Origin of the sequence: Bacillus cereus group sp. Bc010 (assembly GCF_027716745.1) — a bacterium.
Taxonomy (GTDB): Bacteria; Bacillota; Bacilli; order Bacillales; family Bacillaceae_G; genus Bacillus_A; species Bacillus_A pacificus.
In genome coordinates, this window is record NZ_JAQFUY010000003.1 from 192,095 (window position 1) to 205,098 (window position 13,004).

Sequence of the window (13,004 nt, forward strand, 5' to 3'; positions counted from 1 at the left end):
GCACTTTACGTGCAGTCACCCCTTATTATTTTACATAATTTTCTTTAACAACCGTTGCACAACGCTCACATAATGTTTCATGTTCAGCATCTTTACCAATTGTTTCTGAAACTACCCAACAGCGTTCACATGTTTCACCAGTTGCTTGAGCAACAACAACCGCTGTATGTTCATACTTCGGTGCATCTGCTGGCGCTTCTTCCATCATGCCACCAAGTTTGTACTCAGAAACGATGAATAATTGCTTTAAGTCTTCGTTAATAGACTCTAACATAGCTTTCATTTCTGCAGTTGGATATAGCGTAATGCTTGCATTTAATGACTTACCGATTACCTTTTCATTACGAGCCACTTCTAACGCTTTTAATACGTCATCACGCAATGTCATAAATGCATCCCATTTTGTTTTTAATGCTTCTGCACCATCTAATTGTACAGCTTCTGGCATATCAGTTAATTGTACACTTTCTTCTGTTACACCCGGAATGTATGGCCATACTTCATCAGCTGTATGCGGTAAGATTGGTGTTACAAGTTTCGTCAATGCAACAAGAACATCATATAATACAGTTTGAATTGCACGACGATCTTCATGGTTCGCACCTTCAATGTATAAAATGTCTTTTGCAAAGTCTAAGTAGAATGAACTTAAATCAATTGTACAGAAGTTATGAATTGCATGATATACAGCAGCGAAGTCGTATGTCTCATATGCTTCTTTTACTTTTGTAATTAAGTCATTTAATTTCACTAACATATAACGATCTACTTCACGAAGTTCAGCTACAGCTACTGTATTTTCACTTGGCTTAAAGTCGTCTAAGTTTCCTAATAAGAAACGGAATGTGTTACGGATTTTACGATACACTTCTGCTACTTGTTTTAAAATATCATCCGAAATACGTACATCAGATTGATAGTCAACAGAAGATACCCATAATCGTAAAATATCTCCGCCTAATTGATCCATAATTTTCTTCGGTACGACGATGTTTCCAATCGACTTACTCATTTTACGTCCTTCACCATCTAATACGAAACCATGGCTTAGTACGCCTTTATATGGCGCTTTTCCTGTTACAGCAACTGCTGTCGATAATGAAGAGTTAAACCAACCACGATATTGGTCAGATCCTTCTAAATATAAATCTGCTGGACGTTGTAAGTCATCGCGCTCTTCTAATACCGCTTGGTGAGAAGAACCTGAGTCGAACCATACATCCATGATGTCTGTTTCTTTACGGAATTCACCATTTGGGCTACCTGGATGTGTAAATCCTTCTGGTAATAGATCTTTCGCTTCACGCTCAAACCATACGTTAGAACCGTGTTCACGGAATAAATCAGCTACATGGTTAATTGTTTCATCCGTAATGATTGGATCACCATTCTCAGCATAGAATACAGGAATTGGCACACCCCATGCACGTTGACGAGAAATACACCAGTCACCACGGTCACGAACCATGTTATGAAGACGAGTTTCGCCCCATGCTGGTACCCATTTTGTTTCCGCAACAGCTTCTAATAATTCTTTACGGAATGCTTCAATAGATGCAAACCACTGTGCTGTCGCACGGAAAATAATAGGTTTTTTCGTTCTCCAATCATGTGGATATGAATGCGTAATGAATGTTAGTTTCAGTAATGCGCCTACTTCTTCTAATTTTTCTGTAATTGGCTTGTTAGCTTTATCATAGAATAAGCCTTCAAATCCAGGTGCTTCCTCTGTTAATACACCTTTATCATCAACTGGGCAAAGTACTTCTAAGCCATACTTTTTACCAACAATAAAGTCATCTTCCCCGTGTCCTGGTGCTGTATGAACACAACCTGTACCTGCATCTGTTGTTACGTGATCTCCTAGCATAACTAATGAATCACGATCGTAGAATGGATGCTTTGCAACTGTATACTCAAGCTCGCTACCTTTTACTGTTTTCACAACTTCAGCGTTTTCCCACTCTAACGTTTTTGCAACTGTCTCAAATAGTTCAGAAGCAATAATATATTTTTCATCATTTACTTTTACAATAGCGTATTCAAGTTCTGGGTGAACAGAAATACCTAAGTTTGCAGGCAACGTCCAAGGCGTTGTTGTCCAGATGATGTATTTCTCATCACCTTCTAATACGTTCTTTCCATCTTTTACAGGGAATGCTACGTAAATAGATGCAGATTTTTTATCTTGGTATTCAATTTCAGCTTCCGCTAAAGCTGATTCACTCGTTGGTGACCAATAAACTGGTTTTTGTCCTTTATAGATATAACCTTTTTTCGCCATATCACCAAACACTTTAATTTGTTGTGCTTCATAAGCTGGCTCTAAAGTAATGTATGGGTTATCCCAATCAGCACGTACACCTAAACGCTTAAATTGCTCACGCTGACGTTCTACTTGTTCATATGCATACTCTGCACATAACTTACGGAACTCAGCAACTGTCATTTCTTTACGCTTTACACCTTTATTTGTTAAAGCTTGTTCAATTGGTAAACCGTGTGTATCCCAACCTGGGACATATGGTGCACAGAAACCAGTCATTGATTTATAACGAACGATAAAGTCTTTTAATACTTTATTTAATGCATGTCCCATATGAATGTCACCATTCGCATATGGAGGTCCATCATGCAGTACAAATAAAGGACGACCTTTCGTATGTTCTTGTACCTTTTCATAAATATTCATTTCCGCCCACTTTTCTTGCATTGCAGGCTCACGTTTTGGTAAATTCCCACGCATCGGGAACTCTGTTTTTGGCATTAGTAATGTATTTTTGTACTCCATGCTCAATTCCTCCTTACATGTATAAAAGAAAGACCTAAAAAACGGAATAAAAAAGAGACTTTCTCATCCCAAAAAGGGACGAGAAAGTCTCCCGCGGTACCACCCTAGTAGATCCTATACGTATGTATACAATCCTCTTTATATTCTTAACGCGAATATACGCCTACGCTTACTCTATTTGTTCAGCGCGGAACTCCAGGGTGATATTCCCATTATCTCCTTATCCTGAGCTTACACCATCCTCAGTTCGCTATATAAGGTATGAAAAAGGTACTTATCCCTATCTTCGTTTTTCTTAATAAATATGTTGTTTAAAATTATATGTAATAATGAGAAAAACGTCAAGCTTACACTGTTTCTTCTTTTTTCAACAGCTCGTCTACTTCGTCTTCTAACTCAATTAGTTTATCCCAATCATCGTTGTTTAACATTTCAAGCTGTGTTTCTAATAACATACGGAAACGAGTGCGGAATACTTTCGCTTGTTTCTTTAGCTCTTCAATATCAAAAGCAACTTTTCTTGATTTTACTAAAGCTTCGTTAATAATACGGTCTGCATTCTTTTCAGCTTCACGTACAATTAATTTTGCTTCTTTTTGCGCATTACGTTTTACTTCTTCCGCTGCTTCTTGTGCAACAACGATAGATTTGTTTAACGTATCTTCAATATTAGAGAAATGATCTAACTTCCCTTCTAATTGCGCAACTTGTTCTTCTAAAGCTTTTTTCTCACGAATGACTAATTCATAATCTTTGATAATTTGATCAAGAAACTCATTTACTTGATCCTCATCATAGCCACGGAATCCGCGACCAAATTCTTTGTTATGAATATCTAATGGTGTTAACGGCACAACGCCACCTCCAAGTAGTTATCTAAATTTCCTCTTTCAATTATATCTTTTCTTCGACAAAATAGGAGGATTCCCTTCTAAAAAACCAATCATTTTAGTATACCATACAAAATTCTCCATTTGTCGCGCTTTGTTCTACCTTCTACAGAAAACAATTTACTGCGTCCATGTCCTCTCACTGAAAAAACATCTCCTGGATAACATTCATAAGAGGTTTGCTCCACTGTTTTCCAATTCACTTTTACTAAACCCTTTTTTATGAAAGGTTGTACTTTTTGCCTAGATATATGTAACATTTCAGCTAACATAACATCTAAACGAAGTGAAGAAACTGTTCCGGATTTCTCCCCCCACGTTTCTTGTATCTGTAGAATTTTTTCCCCTTGCACTGGTGATAAGGAGACTTTCACTTTTCCTATAGATTGTAAGTTCATCTCAATATAAGATACAACTTCTTTCGCGACTACAATTTGGGCACGATCTTCTTGAAGCAAAATATCACCACATTTTTCTCTCGTTAAACCGAGAGACATAAATGTACCTAATATTTGCCTATGCTCTAGCGTATAAAACTTGGAAGGATAGTCAATTTCCAATACTTCTACTTGAAATTCCTCTTCATTTACTACTAGATAGTCCGGATAAATGAGTGCTCTTTTGCGCTCTGCTTGAGACGTTGCACCATCAAACTGTACAGCAACATCTCCTTGTCCTATTACCATAGTGACAATTTGTTGTTGTCTTGGATCAAGAAAGTCTGTTAACTTCACTTGATGGTACTCCGCTGCTCGCTTCCACTCTAACACTTTATCCACAAAGACCACTTCATCAGGTCTAAAATGCTCGTAGATGCTCATACATATAACCTCTTACTATAAGAAATAGCCGAATAAACTTACCAAGCCATTTGTCGCAAGTCTCAACGCAAAGATCGCAACGAGTGGCGAAATATCAATCATACCAAGCGGCGGAATAAATCTGCGAAATGGTTCTAAATATGGTTCACAAATACGCGCAAGAAACTCTCCGAAAGTTGATTCCTTTGCACCTGGGAACCATGATAGGAGAATGTAAATAATAAGTGCCCACGAGTAAATCTCGATAGCATAAACTAAAAGTCTTAAAACGGTTTCCATGGCGTATTACCACCTCTTTATATTTGTGTCTTCTTCTTCACCGAATAACTCTGAAATTGCACCAACTATATCTACATTTTCAGGCGTACACATAAATGTTTTCGGTCCTATTTTTTGAATGTCCCCGCCTATAGCGTATACAGTACCACTTAAAAAGTCAACGATACGTACAGCTTGATCCGTAGACATTCGTTGTAAATTAATTACAACAGCTCGTCTACCTTTTAAATGGTCCGCAATTCCTTGCGCTTCCGAATATGTGCGTGGTTCTAATAAAACAACTTTTGAGGATTGCTTCGCTGTTTCAATGCTCACAACATTTTGTTTCGTTTGCGCTTTTGGAAACGTAACATCTTGTTGTTCTGGCGGATCTTGCTGCTTCTTCATGTCCGTTTGCTCCTTTTCATAACTATATTGAGCTGCTTCTTTTTCTTCAGGTGTATCAAAAAAGAAGTATTTTACTTTTGACCAACTCATAATAAGATTCTCCTTCCTTTTACGCTTTTCCTACTAAAATCGTCCCCAAACGAATGTATGTAGCACCTTCTTCAATTGCAATGGTGTAATCATTAGACATTCCCATTGATAATTCTTTACATGGCGCATGTAATAATTCTAACTCCTGCACCTCTGTTTGTAGCATACGTAATGTCTTAAAACAGCGTCTGATTTCTTCCTCTTCTTCTGTAAACGGAGCCATTGTCATTAGTCCAACCACTTCAATCTTATCCAATTCTTGCAAACTTTGAATAAAAGAAACGGTTTCTTCTATTGCCAACCCTTGCTTTGATTCTTCAGATGATGTTTTCACTTGAATAAAACATTTCACTTTCTTATCCGCACGTTTTTGAATTTCTTTTGCAAGTGAAAGACGATCTAATGAATGTAAATAATCGATTTCATTAATGATTTCTTTTACTTTTCTCGTTTGTAATGATCCAATAAAATGCCAATTCACTTTTGAACCGAAATGTTCATACTTCTGTAAGAAACCTTCATTTCTATTTTCACCTAAATCGATAATTCCTGCTTCAATTACTTCGTTTGTTTTTTCAATTCCTACCGTTTTTGTAACCGCAACGAGTTTAATATCTTGCAACGAACGTCCTGCTCGTGCGCAAGATTGTTTAATTGATTCATTTACAGTTGTTAAATTTGTTTGTACTGTCACTTGCTTTCTTCCTCCTTAAAACCTATGAAACTCAACATTCTCCCCGTCTTACCTTGATCACGACGATGAGAGAAAAAGAGTTGCTCTTCACAGCTTGTACAAAGAGATGACATTACAATATTCTCTTCTTTTATGCCTACTTGTAAACATAGTATACGATTAATTTCTTTTAAATTAATTGCATACTGTCCGTCAGAAATTTTTTTATAAGGGACAGAACCGTTTACTACTTGCTCTGCTGCTGTTAGCACTCGATCATCAACAACGTAACAACAAGATCCAATTGCTGGTCCAATCGCAACATGAATTTCATCACTTGAAATCCCTTCTGCATTCCATTTTTGAATCATTTCTTTTGCAATCTCTTTTACAGTCCCTTTCCATCCAGCATGCGCAAGTCCTATCATACCATGTGATGGTGCATAAAAATAGAGTGGAACACAATCCGCGTAACAAGATGTTAGAAGAACATCATTATTAGTCGTATAAATGCCATCTGTTTTTGAAATGCCGTCTTCATATGAATAAACGCCACTTCCTTTTTCCTGTTCTCCTACTTTTTCAACATGATGATCATGAACTTGTTCAGAGCAAATCCAGTTTTCTAATGGTTTTTGTAACTTATTTGCTAAAATGCGTCTATTTTCATGAACGTTCTCCGCAATATCATTCACATGTAATCCTAAATTCATCGCATGAAAGGAGCCCGTACTTACCCCACCATCTTTTGTCGTAAATCCAGCAGTAATGTTCCCAAGTTCTTTCCACGCTTGTAAATACAGTATACCGTCCACATATTTAAATGGCTCTCTCATAATAGCGGCTCCTTTTAATTAAAATAACATAAAAAAGCATGGTACTTCCTGTCTATTTTACCATACTTTTATTTTTTCATAATCCTAACAGAAAAAAAAGAGGAATTTGTAATATTCTTTATGAAATTGTCGGTGTTTGTATTGATTCTGTTACAGAATTAACAGAATTTACTCTAACAAGTATGACATCTTCCCCAATTTTCACAATTTCTTTCCAAGGAATTACAATTTCTATATCTTTCCCAAAGATCCCTAACATACGTGCCTGTTTGGAAATAATAATAGACTCGATTTTTCCTGTGTTCATATCGATTTCGATATCTCCAATATTACCCAGCCTTTTTCCGTCTAAAACATTTATTATATCTTTCATCTGTAATTCCGAAATTCGTATCACTTTCATCCTCTCCCTTATATATGACGAATCGAAAAAACATTGTTTCTCAAATGAACAGGAAGCATCCTCTTGCCAACCTCATATTATTTTCATTATATGAACACAGCTCCCCTACTATGAACGCAAACAAACTATATGACATATAAAAAGGTCTCACCATAAATGGTGAAACCTTATCCTTGAATCGTCTTATTCATTTGTTTAATAGCTGATTTCTCTAAACGTGACACTTGCGCTTGAGAAATCCCAATTTCTTCTGCAACTTCCATTTGTGTTTTTCCTTGGAAGAAACGTTTTCGAATAATCATTTTCTCACGATCATTTAAACGCTTCATTCCTTCTTTTAGAGCTAACTCTTCAACCCACTGCTCGTCCTTTTGTTTTTCATCACTTAACTGATCCATAACAAAGATAGGATCTCCCCCATCGTTATAAATCGGCTCAAATAATGAAACTGGATCTTGAATTGCATCTAAAGCAAAAACAATTTCTTCATGAGTCACTTCAAGCACTTTTGCAATATCCATTGCTGTCGGTTCTTTTGAATTTTCTGCAATCAACTTTTCTCTTACTTGTAACGCTTTATACGCAATATCTCGTAAGGAGCGAGATACGCGAATCGGATTGTTATCACGCAAATATCTGCGTATTTCCCCAATAATCATCGGCACAGCATACGTTGAAAATTTTACATTTTGGCCTAAATCAAAGTTATCAATGGATTTCATAAGTCCGATACAACCAACTTGAAATAAATCGTCAACATATTCTCCTCTGTTATTAAATCTTTGGATGACGCTCAGTACAAGACGTAAGTTTCCATTCACTAATTTCTCTCTTGCGCTTATCTCTCCACTTTGCATTTCACGAAATAATTTACGCATTTCATCATTTTTTAGTACGGGAAGTTTAGCTGTATCAACACCGCAAATTTCTACTTTGTTTCTCGTCAAAGTGTTCCCTCCTATCGGGAGTTGCTGTACAGTGTAAAGTATTTCCTTTGAAGGGGATTTTATGCATGCGGTTTTCTCTTCATTTTTCATTTTAGTTGTCCTTCCTCATACAACTAAATAGAATAAGACCAGCCTAGATAACGGCTGGCCTTACTCTTTACACCATTTTATTAAATTCTTTTCGTAATCTTTTTATGATTCTTTTTTCTAAACGCGAAATGTATGACTGTGAAATCCCAAGCATATCCGCTACATCTTTTTGCGTCTTTTCCTCTCCTCCAGCAAGCCCAAACCGAAGTTCCATAATTTGTTTTTCACGATCATTTAATTGATGTAATGCTTTCATTAGAAGATGACGATCCACAGTCGCTTCTAAATCTTTTGTAATAATATCATCGTCTGTACCTAATACATCTGATAATAAAAGTTCGTTTCCATCCCAATCGATGTTAAGCGGTTCATCAAAAGAAACTTCTGAACGATTTTTATTATTCCTGCGCAAATGCATTAAAATTTCATTTTCGATACAACGTGAGGCATATGTTGCTAATTTTATTTTCTTTTCTGGATTAAATGTATTTACCGCTTTAATAAGACCAATTGTTCCAATGCTAATCAAATCTTCAATATTTATCCCTGTATTTTCAAATTTTCTTGCTATATATACGACTAGCCGTAAGTTGCGTTCAATCAGTAACGATCTTGCCGCCTGATCTCCTTTTGGCAATTTATTTAAAAGAACTTCCTCTTCTTCTTTCGTTAACGGCGGTGGTAACGCTTCACTTCCACCAATGTAATAAATTTCATCGGTCTTAATTCCTAATTTCAGCAATACTTTATACCAAAGGTATACTAAATAAAATTTTAATTTCATCATATTATCCCGCCTCCCATTATTAAGCAATTACCATTTTTTGCGAAATTAACATTTTCGGATGCACAATACATTGATACTCTCCATTGGTTGATAACTGTTGTGTATTTAATCCAATCAATACTTTGTTCACAACGATAGAACTTCCTTCATGATAAATTTGTACACTATCTGGCTTAATTGCCCATAAAAATTGACTTTCTACTCCCACTGCTCGGAAAGGAATTAAGCGTAATTTTGTCGCCCACCCAGAATCATTTTCTGGTATTTGAGGAATTTCTGTTTTGGAATAAATTTGTTCTGTTAACCAAGCCGGCAAACAATGTTCTAACGATGAAATATGCATAATCATAACAGGTGTTTTCGTTAACGGGTCGTAAAGTTGATTTCCACTATCAATTAAGCCTGCAAGTTCTAGCTCCTCTTCAGCTAATTGAACTTTCAATTTCACAATTTGATCATAGTGTATTTTTGTAACCTCTACGCTTTCAATCCGCTTTTTAGAAAAATAATAAATGACTGGAAAACCAAAAATAACAAACAACCAGCTAATTGGGTCACCGTAAGAAATTGATTGAGATTGAACCAACCCATTTACCATTTCATTCGTTTGCAAAAAGAAATGAGTGCCCATTAACCCTCCGCCAACCATAAAGGTTACAAAGTAAAAAGTAAAAACAGTTTGTGCATAATTTCTAAATGTTGTAAACCCAAATGCTGTATACACAATAAGTAACGAGTACAGTAGTTTCATAATTGGATGTGTCATCACAGAAGCAAAAGGAGTAAAGGCAAAAATAACAATGGTTGAACCTATCAATGCCCCTAACACAAGCCTCCATCTTTTGATCTTCTTTTTTAACACGGTAGCTGTTAATAAAAGTAAAAGAAAATCAATGCAGGCGTTTAACAACCAAACAACGTCGGCGTAAACAACCAAACAATTCACCTCTTTTTTTAAGTTGAGACTAGTATAATGCATATCCAATAGGAAAGTGTGTCAATTTGCGGAGGTGTTTTTTTGTTATTTTGTGCTTTCTAGACATAATCTGTCGGTAAAAAATAAAAGTATATGTTTCATAGAATGCTATCTTTTTTTCAAACTTTAATCAGTGGGGGTTTTCTTCATCCCCCCACTGATTATTAGCCCTCACCAATTGGGCTACCCAGCAAAAAGCGGAATAAATTACAATAAAAAAAGACCTGCTTAGCAGATCTTTTCCCTGTATAAAACAAAAAAGGAGCATAAATGCTCCTTTTCTTTTATCGTCTACGACGATTACGTAAGAATGCTGGAATATCGATATCATCTGAATCTGAATGACGCTCATGTACAACCGGCTCTTCACGCTTCATTTCACGTTTTACTTCACGTTGTTTTGGTGGTTGAGCTACTGGCTGTTGCTGTTGTTGCGTGTGATTCACATTCGGACGGATAATTGGTTTTGGTGGTTGAGTTGCAATTGTATCATCAAAACCAGTTGCAATTACAGTTACAACGATATCATCTTTTAATCCTTCATTAATAACCGAACCGAAGATCATATTTACTTCTGGATCTGAAGCTGAAGCTACAATGTCTGCCGCTTCTTGTACTTCATATAAGCTTAAGTTAGCTCCACCCGTAATGTTCATGATAACACCTTGAGCTCCATCAATAGATGTTTCTAATAATGGACTAGAAATCGCTTTTTTCGCAGCTTCAGCAGCACGATTTTCTCCATTACCAGAACCAATACCCATTAAAGCAGAACCTCTATTAGACATAATTGTCTTTACGTCTGCGAAGTCTAAGTTAATTAAACCTGGTGTTGCAATTAAATCAGAAATACCTTGAACACCTTGACGTAATACGTTATCTGCTTCACGGAATGCCTCTAACATTGGCGTGTTTTTATCAACAATCTCTAATAAGCGATCGTTTGGAATTACAATAAGTGTATCTACATTTTCTTTAAATGCCGCAATACCAGATGCCGCTTGTGTTGCACGCTTACGTCCTTCAAATGTAAATGGTCGTGTTACAACACCAACTGTTAATGCACCTAATTCTTTTGCCACTTGAGCAACAACTGGAGCTGCACCAGTTCCAGTTCCGCCGCCCATACCAGCAGTTACGAATACCATATCAGCACCACGAAGTGCTTCTTGGATCTGTTCTTTACTTTCTTCTGCTGCTTTTTTCCCTACTTCAGGGTTTGCACCTGCACCAAGTCCACGTGTTAATTTTCCACCAATTTGCATTTTCGTTTCAGCTTTTGATAGATTTAATGCTTGTGCATCAGTATTTACAGCGATAAAGTCTACACCTTGTACACCGTGTTCAATCATACGGTTTACAGCATTGTTTCCGCCACCGCCGACACCGATAACTTTTATATTCGCTAATTGATCTTGAGTAGTATCAAACTCTAACATGTCGAAATCCCCCTAGAACCTCATTTTTCGTGTCCAATTTTAATCCCATAAATAACGGAATACACGTTTTACTTTTGACATCATACGGTCATCATTTTGATTATTATTGTTTTGATTACGCGTTTTTTGTTTCGCAGGTTGCTGTTGTACCGGCGTTGGAGCTGGTGCTGGTACTGGTTCAAAATGCTCTTGTTTTTCCTGCACATTTTTCCCACGCAACTTAGCTTTTTGATAAGAATGTTTAATTAATCCTACTCCACTTGTATATTGGGGCTCACGCACGCCAATATAATCAGGAGTTGCTATACGAACATTTTCATGTAAAATATCATATGCAAGATCAAGAACACCTGGCATAGAAGCAATTCCACCAGTTAGTACATAACCAGAAGCTACTTGCTTTACTCCTAACTTACGCACTTCATCTTGAACAAACATTAAAATTTCCTCTACACGAGCCTCTATTATATCCGATAATTCCAACTGAGAATATTGTTCTGTTTGATCGCTTCCCATAATAGGAACTGTAAACATCTCTTCTTCCGACGCTGTATCATAAAAAGCATGTCCATATTTCAACTTAATTTGATCTGCATTTTCTGTTGAAGTTTTCAACCCAATCGCAATATCTTTCGTTATATGGTCTCCACCTAATGGTAATACGCTCGTTGCTTGTAACTCTCCATCTTTAAAAATAGATAAAGTTGTAGATCCTCCCCCCATATCAACAAGGGCTACTCCTCTATTTTTTTCATCTGAAGATATAGCAACTGTTGCAGCCGCTAAAGGTTGAAGACAAATATCAACAATTTCAAGACCTGCTTTTTCTACACAACGAAGTAGGTTATGTAGTAAAGTTCTCGAGCCTGTAATAAGTGTACCTTCCATTTCTAATCTTACACCGATCATCCCGCGCGGATCGTTAATCTCGTCAAGACCGTCTACAATGAACTGTCGAGGTACCACATCAATAAACTCACGTTCTGGAGCAATTGACACAACTTGTGCTGCATCTAGAACGCGTAAGACATCTTCATTCCCGATTTCACGATCTTCATTTGAAACAGCGACTACTCCGTGACACGGAAGTAGCTGTACCTGGTTTGCATTGACACCTACTACAACTTGCTCAATGTGGATTCCCACCATGCGCTCAGCTTGTTCAATTGCTTTTTTAATTGATCGAACAGTCTCGTCTATATCAACTATCGATCCTTTCTTTAAACCATTTGATTTTACATTTCCAACACCAATAATGTTTAAGCTGTCATTAACCATTTCACCAATGATGACTTTAACATTGGATGTACCGATGTCAAGACTAACATATATTTCATTACTGTTCATTCTTTGGCACCTCCTTCTTTATTTATACCATACAACTCAATATATGGAACAACAATCGCAACTTTACTATTTATAAGAAAAATATTCAACGTCTTTATACGTTTCCCTTTTTTAACCCTATATTTTTCTTATTTTTATTTAACATTCATTTAAGAATATTGCAGTAAACTGTGAATAACTGCTTATCTTGAAATAATTCTATTTCAAGTGTAAAGATTACCGCCAAGTATAAGTCTACACTAAGATGT

Annotated in this window: 13 protein-coding genes and 1 other annotated feature; all 13 genes read right to left on the reverse strand. The window is 36.6% G+C overall.

Annotation, left to right across the window (positions count from 1 at the left end; genetic code table 11):
- Positions 1-25: 25 nt before the first annotated feature.
- Positions 26-2,791 carry an isoleucine--tRNA ligase gene (gene ileS2 / locus PDQ68_RS06355; RefSeq protein ID WP_000455925.1) on the reverse strand — a complete coding sequence of 922 codons (2,766 nt, stop codon included), beginning with the start codon at positions 2,789-2,791 and terminating at the stop codon, positions 26-28.
- 71 nt (positions 2,792-2,862) lie between these two features.
- Positions 2,863-3,087, reverse strand: a binding site (T-box leader).
- 51 nt (positions 3,088-3,138) lie between these two features.
- Positions 3,139-3,645, reverse strand: a complete 507-nt coding sequence (divIVA, locus tag PDQ68_RS06360) for a septum site-determining protein DivIVA (RefSeq protein ID WP_001131612.1) — start codon at positions 3,643-3,645, stop codon at positions 3,139-3,141.
- An 89-nt stretch (positions 3,646-3,734) separates the two neighbouring features.
- Entirely contained in the window at positions 3,735-4,502 is a 768-nt protein-coding gene (locus PDQ68_RS06365) for a YlmH family RNA-binding protein (RefSeq protein ID WP_061183955.1), read from the reverse strand.
- Positions 4,503-4,517: 15 nt separating this feature from the next.
- Positions 4,518-4,781, reverse strand: a complete 264-nt coding sequence (locus PDQ68_RS06370) for a YggT family protein (RefSeq protein WP_000450921.1) — start codon at positions 4,779-4,781, stop codon at positions 4,518-4,520.
- Between the two features lie 6 nt (positions 4,782-4,787).
- On the reverse strand, positions 4,788-5,258 hold the full coding sequence (locus tag PDQ68_RS06375; protein WP_000119138.1) for a cell division protein SepF: 471 nt from the start codon (positions 5,256-5,258) through the stop codon (positions 4,788-4,790).
- Between the two features lie 19 nt (positions 5,259-5,277).
- Positions 5,278-5,952: a YggS family pyridoxal phosphate-dependent enzyme gene (locus tag PDQ68_RS06380; RefSeq protein ID WP_016718318.1), complete on the reverse strand. Its 675-nt coding sequence runs from the start codon at positions 5,950-5,952 to the stop codon at positions 5,278-5,280.
- The gene (pgeF, locus tag PDQ68_RS06385) at positions 5,949-6,767 is read right to left on the reverse strand and encodes a peptidoglycan editing factor PgeF (RefSeq protein WP_001209018.1); all 819 of its coding nucleotides are present in this window, start codon (positions 6,765-6,767) and stop codon (positions 5,949-5,951) included. Before pgeF ends, PDQ68_RS06380 begins: the two co-directional genes overlap by 4 nt.
- Before the next feature lie 118 nt (positions 6,768-6,885).
- Positions 6,886-7,170 carry a YlmC/YmxH family sporulation protein gene (locus tag PDQ68_RS06390; RefSeq protein ID WP_033677969.1) on the reverse strand — a complete coding sequence of 95 codons (285 nt, stop codon included), beginning with the start codon at positions 7,168-7,170 and terminating at the stop codon, positions 6,886-6,888.
- 167 nt (positions 7,171-7,337) lie between these two features.
- Positions 7,338-8,117, reverse strand: a complete 780-nt coding sequence (sigG, locus tag PDQ68_RS06395; RefSeq protein WP_000197753.1) for an RNA polymerase sporulation sigma factor SigG — start codon at positions 8,115-8,117, stop codon at positions 7,338-7,340.
- A 157-nt stretch (positions 8,118-8,274) separates the two neighbouring features.
- Positions 8,275-8,994 (reverse strand): RNA polymerase sporulation sigma factor SigE, encoded by a 720-nt coding sequence (gene sigE, locus PDQ68_RS06400; protein WP_000976948.1) that lies wholly within the window; start codon positions 8,992-8,994, stop codon positions 8,275-8,277.
- A 19-nt stretch (positions 8,995-9,013) separates the two neighbouring features.
- On the reverse strand, positions 9,014-9,931 hold the full coding sequence (spoIIGA, locus tag PDQ68_RS06405) for a sigma-E processing peptidase SpoIIGA (protein WP_000261996.1): 918 nt from the start codon (positions 9,929-9,931) through the stop codon (positions 9,014-9,016).
- Positions 9,932-10,254: 323 nt separating this feature from the next.
- On the reverse strand, positions 10,255-11,409 hold the full coding sequence (gene ftsZ / locus PDQ68_RS06410; protein WP_000888991.1) for a cell division protein FtsZ: 1,155 nt from the start codon (positions 11,407-11,409) through the stop codon (positions 10,255-10,257).
- Positions 11,410-11,448: 39 nt separating this feature from the next.
- Positions 11,449-12,756 carry a cell division protein FtsA gene (gene ftsA, locus PDQ68_RS06415; protein ID WP_001087553.1) on the reverse strand — a complete coding sequence of 436 codons (1,308 nt, stop codon included), beginning with the start codon at positions 12,754-12,756 and terminating at the stop codon, positions 11,449-11,451.
- Positions 12,757-13,004: the final 248 nt, after the last annotated feature.